The 18,347-nt window shown below is 54.5% G+C and carries 14 protein-coding genes and 1 pseudogene; 5 read left to right on the top strand and 10 right to left on the bottom strand.

Annotated features, from left to right (window positions below):
• Window positions 1-38: 38 nt before the first annotated feature.
• Together argS and ACOOFE_RS12535 are read right to left on the bottom strand one after the other, a co-directional pair.
• A complete protein-coding gene (gene argS / locus ACOOFE_RS12540) occupies window positions 39-1,808 on the bottom strand; it encodes an arginine--tRNA ligase (protein WP_420415225.1) in 1,770 nt (589 codons plus the stop codon).
• A 98-nt stretch (window positions 1,809-1,906) separates the two neighbouring features.
• Window positions 1,907-3,145, bottom strand: coding sequence for a deoxyguanosinetriphosphate triphosphohydrolase (locus ACOOFE_RS12535; protein ID WP_420415224.1), 1,239 nt, complete (start codon window positions 3,143-3,145; stop codon window positions 1,907-1,909).
• A 131-nt stretch (window positions 3,146-3,276) separates the two neighbouring features.
• Here ACOOFE_RS12535 and ACOOFE_RS12530 point away from each other — a divergent pair, with 131 nt between their 5' ends.
• Both ACOOFE_RS12530 and xth read left to right on the top strand, forming a co-directional pair.
• Window positions 3,277-3,618, top strand: a complete 342-nt coding sequence (locus ACOOFE_RS12530; protein WP_141186680.1) for a HesB/IscA family protein — start codon at window positions 3,277-3,279, stop codon at window positions 3,616-3,618.
• A gap of 142 nt (window positions 3,619-3,760) precedes the next feature.
• The gene (xth, locus tag ACOOFE_RS12525) at window positions 3,761-4,543 is read left to right on the top strand and encodes an exodeoxyribonuclease III (RefSeq protein WP_420415223.1); all 783 of its coding nucleotides are present in this window, start codon (window positions 3,761-3,763) and stop codon (window positions 4,541-4,543) included.
• 586 nt (window positions 4,544-5,129) lie between these two features.
• Here xth and ACOOFE_RS12520 read toward each other — a convergent pair.
• Window positions 5,130-5,987 (bottom strand): tetratricopeptide repeat protein, encoded by an 858-nt coding sequence (locus ACOOFE_RS12520; RefSeq protein ID WP_420415222.1) that lies wholly within the window; start codon window positions 5,985-5,987, stop codon window positions 5,130-5,132.
• A gap of 601 nt (window positions 5,988-6,588) precedes the next feature.
• Here ACOOFE_RS12520 and parE point away from each other — a divergent pair.
• The 3 genes and pseudogenes from parE (at window position 6,589) to ACOOFE_RS12505 (ending at window position 11,729) form a co-directional block, all read left to right on the top strand.
• Complete coding sequence (gene parE, locus ACOOFE_RS12515) at window positions 6,589-8,664, top strand: DNA topoisomerase IV subunit B (protein WP_420415221.1); 2,076 nt, start codon at window positions 6,589-6,591, stop codon at window positions 8,662-8,664.
• 448 nt (window positions 8,665-9,112) lie between these two features.
• Window positions 9,113-10,199 (top strand): annotated as a pseudogene (locus ACOOFE_RS12510) (DEAD/DEAH box helicase); the annotation flags it as partial.
• A gap of 480 nt (window positions 10,200-10,679) precedes the next feature.
• A complete protein-coding gene (locus ACOOFE_RS12505) occupies window positions 10,680-11,729 on the top strand; it encodes a GGDEF domain-containing protein (RefSeq protein ID WP_420415220.1) in 1,050 nt (349 codons plus the stop codon).
• A gap of 32 nt (window positions 11,730-11,761) precedes the next feature.
• On the opposite strand, the gene tenA is transcribed toward ACOOFE_RS12505, so the two are convergent.
• The 7 genes from tenA to sufB all read right to left on the bottom strand — a co-directional run bounded on the left by tenA (window position 11,762) and on the right by sufB (window position 18,340).
• On the bottom strand, window positions 11,762-12,424 hold the full coding sequence (gene tenA, locus ACOOFE_RS12500) for a thiaminase II (RefSeq protein WP_420415219.1): 663 nt from the start codon (window positions 12,422-12,424) through the stop codon (window positions 11,762-11,764).
• Window positions 12,425-12,454: 30 nt separating this feature from the next.
• Window positions 12,455-12,808, bottom strand: a complete 354-nt coding sequence (sufA, locus tag ACOOFE_RS12495) for a Fe-S cluster assembly scaffold SufA (protein WP_420415218.1) — start codon at window positions 12,806-12,808, stop codon at window positions 12,455-12,457.
• Between the two features lie 99 nt (window positions 12,809-12,907).
• On the bottom strand, window positions 12,908-13,303 hold the full coding sequence (locus ACOOFE_RS12490) for an SUF system Fe-S cluster assembly protein (RefSeq protein ID WP_420415217.1): 396 nt from the start codon (window positions 13,301-13,303) through the stop codon (window positions 12,908-12,910).
• A 12-nt stretch (window positions 13,304-13,315) separates the two neighbouring features.
• Window positions 13,316-14,572 (bottom strand): cysteine desulfurase, encoded by a 1,257-nt coding sequence (locus tag ACOOFE_RS12485; RefSeq protein WP_420415216.1) that lies wholly within the window; start codon window positions 14,570-14,572, stop codon window positions 13,316-13,318.
• Between the two features lie 141 nt (window positions 14,573-14,713).
• Window positions 14,714-16,033: a Fe-S cluster assembly protein SufD gene (gene sufD / locus ACOOFE_RS12480; protein WP_420415215.1), complete on the bottom strand. Its 1,320-nt coding sequence runs from the start codon at window positions 16,031-16,033 to the stop codon at window positions 14,714-14,716.
• A 16-nt stretch (window positions 16,034-16,049) separates the two neighbouring features.
• Complete coding sequence (sufC, locus tag ACOOFE_RS12475) at window positions 16,050-16,805, bottom strand: Fe-S cluster assembly ATPase SufC (RefSeq protein ID WP_141186671.1); 756 nt, start codon at window positions 16,803-16,805, stop codon at window positions 16,050-16,052.
• A 62-nt stretch (window positions 16,806-16,867) separates the two neighbouring features.
• Complete coding sequence (gene sufB / locus ACOOFE_RS12470) at window positions 16,868-18,340, bottom strand: Fe-S cluster assembly protein SufB (RefSeq protein WP_141186670.1); 1,473 nt, start codon at window positions 18,338-18,340, stop codon at window positions 16,868-16,870.
• Window positions 18,341-18,347 lie beyond the last annotated feature (7 nt).

The raw sequence follows: 18,347 nt of genomic DNA, 5'->3' as shown, positions 1-18,347 counted from the left end.
TTCAAACAGTATACAGCCGGTTGCCGTCTATAGGCACATCAGCGCATTTCTTCGGGTGCTTGCACACCGAGAATCGCCAAGCCTGACGCAAGTACCAAGGATACTGCACGAACCAAAGCAACACGCGCTAGGGTTAATTTCGTGTTACTAGAATCAATAAAGCGTAAATGCGGCAATTCCTTGCCTCTATTCCAGTGCCCATGCAGACAACTTGCCAGCTCATGCAGGTAAAACGCGATTCGATGCGGTTCATGTGTATCGGCTGCTGCTTCGACAACTTTCGGCCATTCGGCCATCTTGCCGATCAGCTCCAATTCACCGCTGTCATCGAGCAATGAATAGTCGGTATTGGCTAGAACAGAATCTGAGAAATCTTGCCCGGCCAACTCTTCTGCTGCCTGCCGCATAACAGAGCAGCAGCGTGCGTGTCCGTATTGGACATAAAAGACCGGGTTGTCTTTCGACTGCTCAGTCACCTTCTTGAAGTCGAAATCAAGCGGTGCGTCGTTCTTGCGGAACAGCATCATGAAGCGGACAGGATCCGGGCCAACTTCGTCAACCACTTCCCGCAGTGTAATGAAGTCGCCGGAACGCTTCGACATTTTGACCGGCGCGCCGTCTCGCATCAGCTTCACAAGCTGGCAAAAACGGACAATGACTTCGGTGTCGCCACCCGAGACCGCCTGCCCGACGGCCTGAAGGCGTTTGGCATAGCCCCCATGGTCGGCGCCCAGAACGTAAATTGCTTCTTTGAACCCGCGGCGGAACTTGTCTTCGAAATACGCAACATCGGCAGCAAAATAAGTGTAGGATCCATCGGACTTTTTCAAAGCTCGATCCGTGTCATCCCCAAAATCGGCAGCGCGGAATAGGGTTTGTTCCCGGTCTTCCCAATCGTCTGGCACTTGGCCTTTCGGAGGCGGCAGTGTTCCTTCGTAAACCAGACCTTTGGCGCGCAGACCGTCCAGCATCTGGTCGATTTTCGAAGCCGCTCCGTTTTCCCGCTCATGCAGAGATTTTTCGGAAAAGAAGACCTCGTGTTCAACACCAAGGGCCGCCAAATCAGAGCGGATCAGGTCCAACATGGCGGCAATCGCCCGTTCTTTGACCTTCGGCAACCACTCGCTCTCCTCTTGGCTGAGCAACTCAGAACCGAACTCGTCTTTTAACGCAGCTCCTACTGGGACCAGGTAGTCGCCGGGGTAAAGACCTGCCGGGATTTCTCCGGTGTCTTCGCCAAGCGCCTCGCGGTAGCGCAAGAAGGCGCTTCGGGCGAGCGTATCAATCTGCGACCCGGCATCGTTGATGTAATACTCTTTGGCAACGTCATTACCGGCAAACGCCAGCAAGTTGGCGAGCGCATCCCCTACCACCGCGCCACGAATGTGGCCGACATGCATAGGACCGGTTGGATTGGCCGAGACATATTCAACGTTGACTTTGGCCGGGTTGGCTGACTTGGAGCCGCCAAACCCAAGACCTTCGGCCAAAACGCTGCCCAGGATCTTCTGCCAAACGCCTTGCGTCACACGGAGATTGATAAATCCGGGGCCAGCCACGGTCGTTTCTGTAATCTCCGGATCTTTGGCAAGTTCTGCGACCAGCTTCTCGGCCAGATCCCGTGGTTTCATCCTGAGCGGCTTGGCCAGAACCATTGCAGCATTGGTTGCAAAGTCGCCGTGAGCCGGGTCGCGCGGCGCCTCTACCACCACGCGCGATAAATCGGGCGAAGAACCATCAGGTCCTTTTAGATCAAGAGCTTCCAGACACTTCGTCACGCGTTGCGTGAACTCGGCAAAGATGTTCATTAGGCACCGGTCAGGTTTGTTTCTTCAAACACAAAGGCCCCGCACGCACCGAAGAATTGGGCTTTGGCGCGGCAGGGATCCAAAATTTGCCCCTGCGCCTACCCCAAATCCGGCGTGTCGTCAAACAATCTGCGGTGTTCTTCTATCGCATACCGGTCCGTCATGCCGGCAATATAGTCGCATACCCGCCTTGCCCGGTCCTCTTCATCGAGATCCGCAAGCCCCGCATCCCAAGGACTTGGCATCAAATCCGGCTCAGCCAAGAACTTTGCAAACAGCTCCCGCACCACACGCGCCACCAGCCGGCGGACGGCCAGAACATCTTCATGCCGGTACACCCGGGCAAACAGGAATTTTTTCACATCCCGCTCTGCCGGTGTCATGGACGGCGAAAAACCCACCAGGCACTTACCGGCATTTCGGATATCTTCAACGCTTTCCGGCGCAACATCGGCGAGGTTACGAAACCCCTCCTGGATTACATCTTCAACCATCCGGGTGATCGATCGCCGGACAATCTCGTGAATACGGCGAGTTTCTTCAAGACCCGGATATTTGTGATCGACCTCAGCCAGGATCTCGGCCAGGAACGGCACGTCACGCATATCGTCGATGGCAAACAGCCCGGCCCGAAGCCCATCGTCCAGATCATGGGCGTCATAGGCAATGTCATCGGCAATGGCCGCAGCCTGCGCCTCCGCGCTCGGCCAGGTGTCCAGCATCAAATCCTGCTGTTTTTGGTATTCCCGGATCGCAAATGGCAGCTCGCTGTCCTTGAACTTGCCAAGCGGCGCTCCGCTGCCATCCACAAGAGGTCCATTGTGTTTGACAAGGCCCTCCAGGGTTTCCCAGGCCAGGTTCAATCCATCGAAATCGGCATAACGGTGTTCCAGATGGCTCACAACACGCAGCGATTGAGCGTTGTGGTCAAATCCTCCATACGGCGCCATGCATTCGTGCATGACATCCTCGCCCTCATGCCCAAAAGGCGTGTGCCCGAGATCATGGGCAAGCGCCAAACATTCAGCCAGGTCCTCATCAAGTCTCAAAGCCCTGGCCAGCGAGCGGGCGATCTGGGAGACCTCAATCGTGTGCGTCAGCCGCGTTCTGAAATGATCGCCCTCGTGATAGACAAACACCTGGGTCTTATGTTTCAGGCGCCGGAAAGCGGAAGAATGGATGATCCTGTCCCTGTCCCGCTGAAACGGAGTCCGCGTCGGGCTTTCCGGTTCAGGAAACAGCCGGCCCCGGCTTTTGGTCGGATTCTGAGCAAACTTGGCGAGCGTTTGCGCTCCATATCCAATATCGGCCTGGATCTGTTTCCAATTGTCGTTCACCGCCCCGTCCCCTGTTGAGAGTGCCGTTTCCAGCTCCACACATTGACGCTTGTGCCTTGAGATCTTAACTATCCGGTTAAGTCCAATTTGCCGCACCCTCTAAAGGGGCTGGCCCAGCGAGTCAGTAGACCATGACCGAAATGCTTGAAAATCGAGTAACAGTCAGCGAAAGCGCTGCCAAGCGCATTGCCAAGATTTTATCCGGCGAAGCGCCCGGAAGTATGCTGCGGGTCAGCGTAGAAGGCGGCGGCTGTTCGGGTCTTCAATACAAATACGATGTGGTCAATTCCCGCGAAGATGATGATTTGGTGATCGAGAACCCCGGGGCAACTGTTCTGATCGATTCCATTTCACTGCAATATATGGGCGGTGCGGAAATAGATTTTGTAGATGACCTGATGGGCCAGGCCTTCCAAATCAACAATCCGCACGCCGTTGCAGGCTGCGGATGCGGGACCAGCTTCACAATTTGATTCTTTGAGGTGTGTTGCGGTCCTAGGCCGTGTGGACGCACTGAGCACAAACAACAAAAACCCCTGGGCATAGTTTCAGTTCATAGGCGACAAGTGAGCGCAATTGCCTATGATGCGGCTCAGCAATGCACGGGGACCAGTCATGAAAATTGCCACCTGGAACATCAATGGGGTCAAAGCCCGTCTGGAAACTGTCCAGGAATGGCTGAAAGACTCCTCACCTGACGTTGCCTGTCTTCAGGAAATCAAATCCGTCGACGAGAACTTTCCTTGCCAGCCGTTTGAAGACCTTGGCTACAACGTCGAAACGCACGGCCAGAAGGGCTTTAATGGCGTCGCCATTCTTTCCAAAACTCCTCTAGAGGATGTTCAACGCCGCCTGCCCGGCAACGACGAGGACGAACAGGCCCGTTATATCGAGGCGAGTGTCACCCTTGGCGAAGGCGTTGTCCGATTCGGCTGCCTTTATCTTCCGAACGGCAATCCGCTGGGGACGGAAAAGTTTCCCTATAAACTGGGCTGGATGGACCGCCTGCTGGTGCATGCCGAAAAGCGTCTGGCGGAGGAGACACCATTCCTATTGCTCGGTGATTACAACGTCATCCCAGATCCAATTGACGCCAGAAACCCGGAAAACTGGACAGAGGATGCGCTTTATCAACCCGAAAGCCGCCAAAAATTCCGGGCACTCACCCATCTTGGTATGACCGAAGCTGTGCGTGCTTGTACAGAAGAACCAGACACTTACACCTTCTGGGATTATCAGGCGGGAGCCTGGCAAAAGAATAACGGTATTCGCATTGATCATATTTTGATGTCCGCACAGGCAACCGACAAACTGCTCGGCTGCGGCATCGACAAACATGTCCGCGGGTGGGAAAAACCCTCTGACCACGTGCCTGTTTGGGTCAAGATGGCGGCGTAAACCGACGCTTACGTTTTGACACAAAGCGGGGCTCAAACGAAGTTGAAAATAGCCGCAAATATATACCTTTTGCGGAAGGCTGCGCCCATGGTACCCTTTGGGGAATGGGATAACGGACAAACGCCTTCCGCCCGCACCGGCGATCCGCGGGCATTTCTACTGGCGCCGCGTGCGGCTGCAACCAATCTCTGATGTTTTTGCAATAGCACTCGCGGCAACTCTTGGTGCTATGCTCTTGCTGATGTCTGCCGCCCATGCCCAACAGGCCTCCAATCCAGACGTTCCCTGCACGTGCCGGTACAAAGGCCAAGATTACAGTATTGGCGATTCAATATGTTTGGGAAGTGGGACGAGCACGCGGATTGCCACCTGCTCCATGGTACTCAACAACACATCCTGGCAAATGAGCCAGTCCCCCTGCCCGCAAGCATTCTTGACGCCACTGGAACAAAAGCCCATTCAACAAGCCTCGCCTGATCCGTTGATGAGCGAGCCGGTGTTTTGAGGAAGATGCCGCAGGTGCGACGTGCGGAGTAAGCCGTCCGCTATTCGCGCGTTCGAACAAAAATCCTAACAAATCAGGAAATTACTGCGTCGGCACTTGTTGGGCGGTCAAGGTGTCCGGCCGGTTGCGCTCAATCCAGGTATCGGCCATGGAACGCGCCTTTTCCCGAACCGGTTCGGGAGCCACTGCGAAAAACTGTTCGTGCAGATCGTTGATCCAATTGGCATCATGACCACTGGCCTGTTCACGGGCCACGGTCAGCCACATCAGGCCGCGCGCCTTTTTCTTGTCCGATGAACCAAGCGAGAACAATGTTTCTCCGAGCCGGGCCTGGGCTCCGACATGGCCCTTAAGTGCAGCTAGATTGTACCAGCGCACAGCCATCCGGCGGTTGCTCTCCTGATAAATGCGGCCGAGATGATACTGGGCTGCTGCATCACCGAAATAAGACGCTGCGTGGGTAAAAATCCGCCGGGCTTGACCGACATCTTTCGGGACAGCCCCCTCAATTCCGTTCAGATAGTAGGTGCCAAGCGCCACAAAGGCGCTGGAGACGAAGGGCGCATCCGGGGATTCCGGTCCGTCATCACCATGAGTGCGGACGATCTGGCTGTAATACTGGTACGCCTTGTAGTCGTCTTCTTGAACGCCGTCGCCCTTTGCATACATGTCGCCGAGCTTCCAAGCTGCCATCGCCTGTCCATTCTCCGCAGCGTATTGCAGAGAAGATATCGCAGCTGTCTTGTCGCCGGAATAATACTGGCGTGCACCAGCCCGCAAAGCCTCATTGGGAGACAAAGTAGATGGATTAATCGGACCGGGTGCTGCTGGCTTGCCATCGAAGGCTTGGGCAGGCACCGCAGCCAACATCAGCGCCGCAGCGCCTATCAGGACACTGGCCTTGGTCAAGTGCTGACGTTTTGTCTTCTTATTGTACATCCCGTTTACACTATTCTCCGCCGGACGCCCCCTGCCGTAACGGGCGTTTCTGTCCCATTTACAATCTATCCCAAGCACTCGCTTGAGGTTTAGAAGCTGGGACTGGTTCTATCTTGAACGCGCATCCTGCTTCACTCATATATGGCCAATCATTCTGGCCTAAGTTGGGCTGTTGGCACCGATTAGCTCAAACCGGTCTAAGACCTTGAAGACCCACATATCCCAACGACGGAAACAATGATTGCTTCCGTCTAACCGCAACTGGTGTACCGCAAACATGGCCGAACATTGGCATCAAGTGGTTCCGCGAAGGCACAGCGCCACTTTGCCGGCAACTGTTGCCAAATGAGCACAATCGCCGTTCCCCCAGCACGCGGTGATCAAAACACAGCCTGGTTGACGATCAGTTTCTGTCCCTGCAAAAGGCCCGCATTGGCCGAAAAAACAATCAACGTTGGGGAAAACGGGGGCTTTTCGCCAAAATCCTTGGCTGTTCTTTGTTTGTACTTCAAACTTGAATGTGATTCGGTGTAGGACCGGCCTTGAAATACGGCATAAAGCCCCAGTAACCAGAACCAAGAAACCCATCAGGCGATACGCAATGAGCGGAAAAGACGATCTTTTTGCAGGCAACGCGGCCATCTCCACTCCGGTGGAAGAAAACACCGTACCGGCAGCCGTGGCCCCGCCAGCGCCCGTGACCGACATCGCCTCTGCCCGCAAGAAGCCAGAAGCTGTTGCCGACAGCGGCGACTATTCGGCAGCCGACATTGAGGTTCTGGAAGGCTTGGAACCGGTGCGCCGCCGCCCGGGCATGTATATCGGTGGAACCGATGAAAAGGCGCTGCACCACCTCTTTGCCGAGGTCATCGACAACTCGATGGATGAGGCCGTTGCCGGCCACGCAACCTGGATTGATGTCACCTTGGGCGCTGATGGGTATCTGAATATCACCGACAACGGTCGTGGCATCCCAGTCGACCCGCATCCGAAATTTAAGGACAAGTCGGCATTGGAAGTCATTATGACTACCCTGCACGCGGGCGGTAAATTCGACAGCAAGGTCTACGAGACCTCCGGCGGCTTGCACGGCGTCGGCGTGTCGGTGGTCAATGCGCTCTCTAACGAGCTGGTAGTTGAAGTCGCCCGTAGCCGCAAACTCTACCGCCAGGTCTTCCGGCGCGGCCATCCGCAAGGCCCTTTGGAGCTTGTGGGCGATACACAGAACCGCCGTGGCACCATGGTGCGGTTCAAGCCGGATGAAACAATCTTCGGAAAAGGCGCAAAATTCCTGCCTGCGCGCCTTTTGAAAATGGCCCGATCCAAGGCGTATTTGTTCGGCGGTGTTGAAATCCGCTGGCACTGCGCACCTGAACTCATATCCGAAAAAGATGAAACCCCAGCCGAGGCCGTCTTTCACTTCCCCGGGGGCCTAAAGGACTTCTTGGCAGAACGACTCGGCAAAGAACGACGCGTCGTTGACGAAGTTTTTGCCGGTCGTACCAACAAAACCGGAAAACACGGCTCTGTCGAATGGGCCGTCAGCTGGTTTGCCGGCGACGGGTTCATCAGCTCTTATTGTAACACCGTCACCACACCGGAAGGCGGCACCCATGAGGCCGGTTTCCGCTATGCGTTGCTGCGCGGCCTCAAAGCCTATGGTGAATTGGTCAACAACAAGAAGGCGTCCATCATCACCGGCGATGATGTCATGACATCCGCTGGCGGCATGTTGTCGGTCTTCATCCGCGAGCCTGAGTTTGTCGGCCAGACCAAAGACAAACTCGCGACCAACGAAGCAACCCGGATCGCTGAAACGGCGGTCCGCGATGCCTTCGATCACTGGCTCACCGCCTCCCCCAACCAGGCCAACAAGCTATTGGAATGGGTGATCGACCGGGCTGAGGAACGTCTGCGCCGCCGTCAGGAAAAAGATGTCGCGCGCAAATCGGCTGTCCGCAAGCTGCGCCTTCCAGGAAAACTGGCCGATTGTTCCACCAACCAATCCGAAGGCACTGAACTCTTCATCGTGGAGGGAGATTCGGCGGGCGGCTCTGCCAAACAGGCGCGCAACCGGTCCAATCAAGCGGTTCTTCCCTTGCGCGGGAAGATTTTGAACGTTGCCAACGCTGGCCGCGACAAACTCGTCGCCAACCAGCAGCTAGCGGATCTGATCCAGGCCCTTGGCTGCGGCACACGATCCGCTTATGCAGAACCGGATCTTCGCTACGAAAAAATCGTCATCATGACCGATGCGGACGTCGATGGTGCCCACATCGCCTCGCTCCTTATCACCTTCTTCTACCGTGAAATGCCCGAGCTGATCCGCTGCGGCCATCTATACCTCGCTGTTCCGCCACTCTACCGCCTGAGCCAAGGTGGAAAAACTCTATATGCCCGCGATGACATGCATAAGGATGAGCTTCTGGCAAAGGCCTTCAAAGGCAAGTCCAAGGTTGAGATCGGCCGCTTTAAGGGTCTGGGCGAAATGCTGCCGGCACAGCTGAAAGAAACGACGATGGATCCGTCCAAACGTTCGCTTTTGAAAGTCAGCGTCGATGAAACCGCAATTGCCGATACCAATGATACGGTAGAACGGCTCATGGGCAACAAACCCGAAGCCCGCTTCCGCTTTATTCAGGATAATGCCGAATTTGCTGACGATCTGGATATTTAGGCAGACTCTTTCTTAGCAAACAACAAATGCACCCATACCAAGCCCGCTACTCAACTGACTTTTGAGAGCGTGTCGCGTATCTTGGAAATCGTAAGCATCGCTCTTAGCGTTGAAATCTGTGATTTTGGAAAGCAAAAACCGATTTCAATCGAACGCGATGTACACTGGCCGGACCTCCACACGCTTTTGGTTTTGAAATTAGTGAATACGCTAATATTAAGTCATTTGAGTACTTTCACTGATCGCGGAAGCCGCATTTTAAGGCAAATTAAGAAAGCCTATTAACTGAGATGGCAAAACACGCGCAGAAATACTGAACATTTCTAACATTTAACCTCGCCAATGCATTGACTTGGAAGCGAACAAATGTAGTGTGTGCGCACATCGGCGTAGGGTGGCTCAAGATGAGCTGCGGCCTTTACATCACAACATCCGGGCAAAGTGCTCCATGTCATTTAATACTCTCGGTCTGAGCGAGAAGGTCCTCGCTGCAGTTGATGCGGCAGGTTATAAAGATCCAACAGCTATTCAAGCAGGTGCGATCCCGCAAGTTCTTGAACGCAGGGACGTTCTTGGCATCGCCCAAACAGGGACCGGCAAGACGGCAAGTTTCACTTTGCCGATGCTGACGCTCTTGGAGAAAGGCCGGGCCCGTGCACGGATGCCGCGCACTCTGATTTTGGAGCCGACCCGCGAGCTGGCTGCCCAGGTCGAAGAAAATTTCGAAAAATACGGCACCAACCATAAGCTCAACGTTGCGCTTTTGATTGGTGGTGTCTCTTTTGCCGACCAGGACAAGAAACTTGACCGGGGCACCGATGTCTTGATCGCAACACCGGGCCGCCTGCTCGACCATTTCGAACGCGGAAAACTGCTTTTGCAAGGCGTCGAAATCCTGGTGATCGATGAAGCTGACCGGATGCTCGACATGGGCTTCATTCCGGATATTGAGCGGATCTGTAAACTGATCCCGTTCACCCGCCAAACTCTGTTTTTCTCGGCAACCATGCCGCCCGAAATTCAACGTTTGACGGAAACTTTCCTGCAGAACCCGGCCCGAATTGAAGTCGCACCAACCTCTTCTACGGCTGAGAATGTAACGCAGCGACTCAAAGCCTCAGCGTCCAAGGATTACGACAAGCGCGCCACCTTGCGCGAGCTCTTGGAGCAATCTGAAGAACTGCAGAACGCCATTGTTTTCTGCAACCGCAAACGGGATGTCTCTACCCTGTTCCGCTCGCTCGAGCGTCACGAATACAATGTCGGTGCGCTTCATGGCGACATGGATCAACGCACCCGTATGATGATGCTTGAGAATTTCCGCAAAGGAAACATCAAGCTTCTGGTGGCCAGTGACGTTGCAGCGCGCGGTTTGGACATTCCTGAAGTCAGCCACGTCTTCAATTACGACATTCCGATCAATGCGGAAGATTATGTCCACCGGATTGGCCGCACCGGACGTGCAGGCCGTTCTGGCACTGCTTACACGCTCGTCACGGACAGCGACCAAAAATATCTGCAAGCAATTGAAGAGCTGACCAAGCAATCCATTGAGTGGATTGGCGAATCAATTGACTTCGAAGCTGCAGCCAAGGAACGCAAAGCCAAGCGCCGCACTTCCAAAACGTCAAAAACGGCCTCGAGCAACGACAACGAAGCAGCAGAGGCTAAACCCGCCAAAAAACGGGGTCAATCCCGCCGCCGTAATGAGACAAGTTCCGCTGAAGAAGCGGTTGAAGTAAAGCCGTCAACTGCAGGAGTTTCCACCATTTCTCAGAAATCTACTTCCAAGAAATCCCGGTCCGATAAATCCGCACCTGCCTTTAGCGAAGGCGTGCACATCCCAGCTTTCTTGCTGCGCGAACCCCGGCCGAAAAAAGCATCCTAACTCTGGGATATTGGTGACTTTAACAGGAGATTTAACCCGACTTTAAACCTTACGTCAGATCTTAGAGACTAAGAATTGAAGCCGTGTGGGGCGGTTAACAATTCAGCTTCTGAGCGAGAGTAATTTGATGTCGGACAAGGACGATCACAACAGGACCATCGGATATGGTGAGTCCGCGGTGGGGTATATTAGGAAAAACACCTTACCTGCCTATCCGAGATCGTACGAACTCTGGTACACATACGCTGCCGGCTACAATCAAGGCCTAAACCGGGCTGTCAACGAAACCATCAAGGAAAACGGACGTATCAGCACCGACGAGATGCTGTCACTTTATGGCCGTTTCTTATCGCCGACACGGCTCGGCGACCGTTTGGATGATGTCGGCAACAAAGTCTCCCGCGAAGTCGAAGAAATCGTCGAAACTCTGAAACTCAGCGCGGATGCGACCTCTGACTACGGCAGCGCACTTGAGCAGGCCGGTCTAAAAATTTCCAACATTACAGACCCGGACAAGCTGAAAATCTATGTGACCCATTTGGTCAGATCGACACAAAATGCTGTTGCGTCAAATCGCAAGCTGGAAAGTCAGCTGCTTGAATCGAAGAAACACATCGAAAACTTGCAATCGTCGCTTGAAGCGATCCGTTACGAGTCGTTGATTGACGAACTGACCACGCTCAACAACCGTAAGCATTTCGATAACTCACTTGAAAAAGTCATTCGCAATTCGGAAGAAAGCCGCCGCGGTTTCTGCCTTCTGATGACTGATATCGATCACTTCAAAAAGTTCAACGACACCTATGGTCACCAAACAGGTGATCAGGTTCTCCGGCTGGTTGCCTTGTCGGTCAAACAGAACATCAAAAGCCAGGACATTGCCTGCCGATATGGTGGTGAGGAATTCGCGATTATCCTGCCGCACACCGAACTGGACCAGGCTGCCGAGATTGCAGAGAAAATCCGGGCAGCGGTCATGGCCAAGGAGCTTGTTAAACGCTCAACGGGTGAAAACCTAGGACGCGTCACGATCTCAGCGGGCGTTGCCGCATTTGGCCAGAACGATACGGCACATTCCATTATCGCCCGCGCGGATGAGGCGATGTATGCTGCCAAAAATGCCGGCCGCAACCTTGTGCGTACTGAAAATGATCTTGAGCAGGAAAACGTCGCTTGATGTGAAGCGACACTGTTTTTCATAATTCCTGACTATTTGACGGCATCTAGCCCCATTTGCCAAAACCCGGATTCCAATCGGCTGGCCTTTTCAAAGAGAGACGACAAACGCGGATAGCGGGCTTCGGTCAGATAGATCTCGGCGGTCTTATCCATCCATTCAGCAAATCCTTGCGCCAATTCCTGGTACTCGTCGCTGCCGTATTCGTTGATCCAGCGCGTATAGGGATTGTCTTCTGTCGCTGAACCTTTGTTCTTCAGCGCAACACCAATTTCCGCATATCCGATAATGCAGGGCGCCAGAGCTGCTTGCAGGTCCAGCAAATCCCCTGCCATGCCCGCATCCAGCACAAACCGTGTGTAGGCCATTGTCGGCGTGTCTTCCGGCGCGCTTTCAATGTCCGAGCGCGACATGCCCCAGGAACCGCAGAGTTCCAAATGAAGGTCCAGCTCCACATCAAGGATGGCTTTAACACCTTCCAACGACTGCCGCATGTCATCGACACTTGGGCTCTTATAGATGCCGAGCGCGTAAGCGCGGGCAAATTGGATCAAAAACAGGTAATCCTGCACCAGATAATGTTTGAAGGCCTCTAGGGGCAATTCGCCTGTGCCAAGTTGCCGGACAAACGAATGATCAACATAGTCGGCCCACTGCGGAGCCGCGTCGGCTTTCAGCCGCTCAAAAAGTTTCACGTTGCCACCTTCGGGAAGGATAATAGAGGATCAGGATCTCGCGTGGACACTGAGGTCGGCAGCCTGCAAGGACACCGACTCACCGCAGCCGCAGGCGGACACTTCATTTGGGTTTTTGAAGACAAATCCGGAGCGGAATTTGGTCACTTCGAAATCCATTTCCGTACCGAGCAGAAACAGAACAGCAGACGGATCAACAAAGATCTTGGCGCCCTTGTCCTCAATCACATCGTCGCCTGGCTTGGCTTCTTCCACCAAATCCATGGCGTATTCCATGCCGGCACAGCCGCCTTTTTTGATTCCCACGCGCAGGCCGAGCGCTGGCTTATCGGAATTTTCGACAAGCTCGTTTACCCGCTCAGCCGCGGCATCGGTCAATGTCATAACCTGGAATTTTCCGGCAGACGCCATCATATCCTCACAGCTGTTCGCGATCTGAGAACTTGATATAGGAACTCAGCTTAAGATTCCAAAGTAAAGAACTCAATACCAGTTGAGAGCAACTTTGGCTTCATCGGACATGCGATCCGGTGTCCACGGTGGATCAAACACCATATCGACATTCACAGGCCCAACGCCGGCCACGGAAGCAACTGCGTTTTCAACCCAGCCCGGCATTTCGCCAGCCACCGGACATCCTGGAGCAGTCAGCGTCATGTCGATGTTGATCGAACGGTCGTCCTCGATATCAACCTTGTAGATCAGACCGAGTTCATAGATATCGCAAGGAATTTCGGGATCGTAGACCGTCTTGATCGCGCTGATGATGTCAGTGGTCAGCTGCTCCAGCTCTGCCGTTGGGATCGCACTTTTAGACGGAACGTCCGCCGTCAGTTCCGTGCTCTCCGCAGCTGTGTCGATGGTGTTGGCGTTTTCCATTGACGTCCGTCCTTACCCGAAAAAACTCTTGGCCTTCAACAAGGCCTCATAAAGCGCGTCGACTTCATCGCGCGTGTTGTACATGCCAAAGCTTGCCCGGCATGTAGAGGTTACACCGTATTTTGCCAAGAGGGGCTGAGCACAATGTGTCCCGGCACGCACTGCGACACCCGATCGATCGATGATCGTGGACACGTCATGGGCATGCGCACCTTCGATCTCAAAGGAGATGATTGCCCCCTTCCCTGGGGCATCGCCGAAAATGCGCAAGGAATTGATCTGCCGCAGCTTTTCATGGGCATAGACCTTCAGGTCCTCTTCATGGCGCGCGATGTTTTCACGGCCAATCGAATCCATGTAGTCCAATGCGGCTCCTAGGCCGATGGCCTGCACGATCGGTGGTGTACCAGCTTCAAACCGATGCGGTGGGGCGTTGTAGGTGACATTGTCTTCAGTCACATCAAGGATCATCTCGCCGCCACCCTGGAACGGCCGCAGAGCCTCCAGACGTTCTTTCTTTCCGTAAAGAGCGCCAATGCCAGACGGGCCATAAACCTTGTGGCCAGTAAAGACATAGTAGTCGCAGTCAATGTCCTGAACATCGACCGGCATGTGGACCGCCGATTGACTGCCATCCACCAGCACCGGGATGCCCCGTTCATGGGCGATCCGGCAGACTTCCTTGACAGGAACAACCGTGCCCAAGACATTGGACATATGCGTGATCGCAACCAGCTTCGTACGCTCGGTAAGTGCACTTTCGAAGGCATCCAGATCGAAGGACCCGTCTTCGCGCACATAGACCCACTTCAACTTCGCACCGTGCCTTTCCCGGTGGAAGTGCCACGGCACAATGTTGGAGTGGTGTTCCATGATGGACAGAACGATCTCGTCGCCCTCATCAAAGAACTTTCCGCCCAAACCATAGGCCACAAGATTGATGGCCTCCGTGGTGCCTTTGGTGAAAACGATGTTGTCGGTCGATTCTGCGTTCAAAAAACGCCGAACCTTTTCCCGGGCCGCTTCATAATTGTCGGTCGCTGTATTGGACAAGTAATGCAGGCCGCGGTGCACATTGGCATATTCATGCGAATACGCATGCGTCACCGCATCGATCACCGCCTGAGGCTTTTGCGCGGACGCGCCGTTGTCCAAATAGACCAGTGGCTTGCCATAAACCTCTCGCGAGAGGATCGGAAAGTCCTTTCGGATCGCTTCAACGTCGTAAGACGCCGGTGCAATGGTCTCAGTAGCGGTTGCGACCGTCATGCGGCGCTGCTCCTTGTTCAATTCTTTCTTTTCGTCATGCCATGGCTCGACCATGGCATCCATACCGTGACCGTTTCTAACAACCGAAAGCCAACGGTATGGATTGCCGGGTCAAGCCCAGCAAAGACGTACTACCTCTATTCAGTGACCAGCAAGCCAGTCGCGCACCCGCGCTTCCAGGCCCTCCGTCACATCGTCTTCGCCATATTCTTCAATCGCTTCCGACAAGAACGCCAAAACCAGAAGGGTTTTTGCCTCGTCTTCCGGAATGCCACGAGCACGTAGATAAAACAGCAGGTCTTCGTCAATTTGACCGCTGGTCGCACCATGGGCACACAGAACATCGTCGGCAAAGATTTCCAGTTCCGGCTTATTAGCCATCTCCGCTTCCTCTGAGAGAAGCAGAGCCTGCGTCATCATTTCACCATCGGTCTTCTGGGCATGCTGAGCCACATTGATCCGGCCTTGATAAACGCCCCGCGCCCGGCCATCGAGAACGGTTTTGAAGAACTCACGGCTGTTACAATGCGGCACCGCATGATCGACAATCAGGGTCTGGTCAGCCAGATCCTCGCCGCCAGCCATAGAGACACCATAGATCTTGGCTTCTGAGTTTTCGCCAGTGAAGTTGACGAACTGCTGATTGCGGACAAACCGCGGGCCTGCGATGAAGCCGAGCGATTTGAACTCCGCATCCGCGCCAAGTGTTGCGATGCTCGTGTAAAGATGCGCGGCGTCGGATTTGCCAGCGATCACACGGGTTGCAGCAAGCTGTGCATTGTCGGCAACGGAGTAATCGAAAACCGTATTGATTTCGCCGTTCCCTGTGTCCCCGGTGAAGCTTTCCAGCAGATGGAGTTTTGCGCCCTTGCCGACCACCACCTTGTTCCGGACGGCTTGCGCACCGGATGCCGTAGCCAGTTGGATCAGTTCCACCGGTTTGGACACTTCCGCGCCGTCCTTGACGGTCAGGATCACGCCGCCCTGAACAAAGGCCGTGTTGAGGGCAACAACACCATCGCTTGCTCCGGTCTTCGGAAAGGAAAGCGCCTGCGCGCCCTCTTCCCCAGCCAAGAAATCGGCCATGTTGCTTACGGTGACGCCTTCACCTGCCAGAGCCTCTACATCAGACAGCGCGGGGAGATAGGATCCGTTTGCCAAAACAATCTTGTAACGGTCCAAATCGGCAAAGCTCTCCAGGAAATTCAGAGCATTTTGGGCGTCAGATTGTTCGGTCCCGGCCGCCAGAGGAGCCGCGGATTTCATAAATGCCCGCAGGTCAGAGTATTTATATTCTTCCACCCGCCGGTGCGGCAGGCCCTTGTCGCGGATTTGGCCAAGCGCACCCTCACGCAGGGCCGCAACAGCGACCGAGCCTGGAAGGGCATCCTTCGCCGCCTCAAACCGTGCAATCAGGTCTGTTTCGGCCTGCGTGTTCTTAATGGGGACAGTTGCGTTCATATCGCACAAAACTCCCTTAAGCGGCCGTATCGATGTAATCGGCGTAGCCGTTTTTCTCCAGCTCAAGCGCCAGATCTTTATCGCCCGTTTTCACGATCTTGCCTTTGGATAAGACGTGGACAACATCGGGGACAATGTGATCGAGAAGACGCTGGTAGTGGGTGATCACAACCATGGCCCGCTCTGGAGACCGCAGTTTGTTGACACCTTCAGACACGATGCGCAGGGCATCGATGTCCAAACCGGAGTCGGTTTCGTCAAGCACGCAGAGTTTCGGCTCCAGCAGAGACATCTGCAGGATTTCGGCCCGCTTCTTTTCACCGCCGGAGAACCCGACGTTCAGCGGACGCTTCAGCATGTCCATGGAAACGTTCAGGTAGTTTGCAGCTTCCTTGACGCGTTTCATGAAGTCCGGAATTGACAGCTTGTCTTCGCCGCGAGCTACGCGCTGTGCATTCATGGCTGTCTTTAGGAATTCCATGGTGGCAACACCCGGAATTTCGATCGGGTATTGGAATGCCAGGAACATGCCGGCCGCAGCCCGCTCATCCGGCTCCATCTCAAGCATGTTTTCACCGTTGAACAGGATCTCGCCCTCGGTGACTTCATAGTCGTCCTTGCCGGCCAGAATGTAAGACAGCGTGGACTTGCCGGAGCCGTTCGGGCCCATAATGGCATGCACTTCACCGGCGTTGATCGTCAGATCGATGCCGCGCAGGATTTCCGTTTCGTCTTCCGCAATACGTGCGTGCAGGTTTTTGATCTCAAGCATTGAGATGTGTCCTTGTAATACGTTGGGCAATCGCCCGAATAGTCATTCAAATAGTGGAGCGATTACCCCACAGACCCTTCCAGGCTGATCGAGATCAGTTTCTGAGCTTCCACGGCAAATTCCATCGGCAGCTGCTGGATGACGTCCTTGACGAAGCCATTGACGATAAGGGCGACTGCTTCTTCCTCGTTCATGCCGCGCTGCAGGCAATAGAACATCTGGTCGTCCGAAATCTTTGAGGTGGTCGCCTCGTGTTCGAACTGGGCAGATGCGTTTTTGCTCTCGATATAAGGCACCGTATGCGCGCCGCACTCCTGGCCGATCAGCAGAGAGTCACACTGCGTGAAGTTCCGGGCATGTGACGCCTTGCGGTGTGCCGAAATCAGCCCCCGATAGGTGTTTTCCGATTTACCGGCGGAAATACCCTTAGAAATCACCCGGCTCGACGTGTTCTTGCCGAGGTGGATCATCTTGGTGCCCGAGTCGATCTGCTGGTGACCGTTGGACACCGCAATCGAATAGAACTCTCCACGCGAACCATCGCCGCGCAGGATGCAGGACGGATATTTCCAGGTGATCGCCGATCCAGTCTCAACTTGGGTCCAGGAAATCTTGGAGTTCTTGCCCCGGCAATCGCCACGCTTGGTGACGAAGTTGTAGATGCCGCCCTTGCCTTCGCTATCGCCCGGATACCAATTCTGGACGGTGGAGTATTTAATCTCCGCATCGTCCAGGGCAATCAGCTCAACGACCGCGGCGTGCAGCTGGTTTTCATCGCGCTGTGGTGCCGTGCAGCCTTCCAGATAGGAAACGTAGGATCCTTTGTCGGCGATAATCAGCGTGCGCTCGAACTGGCCGGTGTTCTGCTCGTTGATCCGGAAATAGGTCGACAGCTCCATCGGGCAGCGCACGCCCTCGGGAATATAGACGAAGGACCCATCGGAGAAGACAGCCGAGTTCAGCGTCGCATAATAATTGTCGGTGACCGGAACCACGGAGCCGATGTATTTCTTCACCAGATCCGGATACTCGCGCATCGCCTCAGAAATGGAGCAGAAGATGACGCCGGCCTTCTTCAGCTCTTCCTTGAAGGTCGTCACAACGGAGACGGAATCAAAGACGGCGTCCACAGCCACACGGTTTTCCGGGGCAACACCTGCCAGAATTTCCTGCTCTTGCAGCGGAATACCAAGCTTTTCGTAAGTTGCCAGAAGCTCCGGATCGACTTCATCCAGGCTCTTCGGACCTTCGACGGATTTCGGTGCGGCCCAATAATAAAGATCGTCAAAATCGATCTTTGGATAGGAAACACGGGCCCAGCTCGGCTCTTCCATCTGTTGGAACCGGCGCAGCGCATCAAGACGCCATTCCGTCATCCATTCCGGTTCGTCCTTTTTGGCGGACAAAAACCGGATGGTTTCTTCAGAAAGACCCTTTGCGCCTTTTTCGGACTCAATGTCCGTCACAAAGCCGTATTTATACTGGTCAACATCGATGGCTTTCACCTGTTCGATGGTTTCCTGTACAGCTGGCATCGCTTGC

Source organism: Roseibium sp., assembly GCF_965216085.1.
GTDB lineage: Bacteria > Pseudomonadota > Alphaproteobacteria > Rhizobiales > Stappiaceae > Roseibium.
This window is presented reverse-complemented; position numbering and strand designations above follow the sequence as displayed.

What these genes read in the sequence shown, in the direction of transcription:
- argS (WP_420415225.1), bottom strand. Translation starts at nt 1,808, where the DNA reads ATGAACATCTTTGCCGAGTTCACGCAACGCGTGACGAAGTGTCTGGAA.
- ACOOFE_RS12530 (WP_141186680.1), top strand. Translation starts at nt 3,277, where the DNA reads ATGACCGAAATGCTTGAAAATCGAGTAACAGTCAGCGAAAGCGCTGCC.
- xth (WP_420415223.1), top strand. Translation starts at nt 3,761, where the DNA reads ATGAAAATTGCCACCTGGAACATCAATGGGGTCAAAGCCCGTCTGGAA.
- ACOOFE_RS12520 (WP_420415222.1), bottom strand. Translation starts at nt 5,987, where the DNA reads ATGTACAATAAGAAGACAAAACGTCAGCACTTGACCAAGGCCAGTGTC.
- parE (WP_420415221.1), top strand. Translation starts at nt 6,589, where the DNA reads ATGAGCGGAAAAGACGATCTTTTTGCAGGCAACGCGGCCATCTCCACT.
- ACOOFE_RS12505 (WP_420415220.1), top strand. Translation starts at nt 10,680, where the DNA reads ATGTCGGACAAGGACGATCACAACAGGACCATCGGATATGGTGAGTCC.
- sufA (WP_420415218.1), bottom strand. Translation starts at nt 12,808, where the DNA reads ATGACATTGACCGATGCCGCGGCTGAGCGGGTAAACGAGCTTGTCGAA.
- ACOOFE_RS12490 (WP_420415217.1), bottom strand. Translation starts at nt 13,303, where the DNA reads ATGGAAAACGCCAACACCATCGACACAGCTGCGGAGAGCACGGAACTG.
- ACOOFE_RS12485 (WP_420415216.1), bottom strand. Translation starts at nt 14,572, where the DNA reads ATGACGGTCGCAACCGCTACTGAGACCATTGCACCGGCGTCTTACGAC.
- sufD (WP_420415215.1), bottom strand. Translation starts at nt 16,033, where the DNA reads ATGAACGCAACTGTCCCCATTAAGAACACGCAGGCCGAAACAGACCTG.
- sufC (WP_141186671.1), bottom strand. Translation starts at nt 16,805, where the DNA reads ATGCTTGAGATCAAAAACCTGCACGCACGTATTGCGGAAGACGAAACG.
- sufB (WP_141186670.1), bottom strand. Translation starts at nt 18,340, where the DNA reads ATGCCAGCTGTACAGGAAACCATCGAACAGGTGAAAGCCATCGATGTT.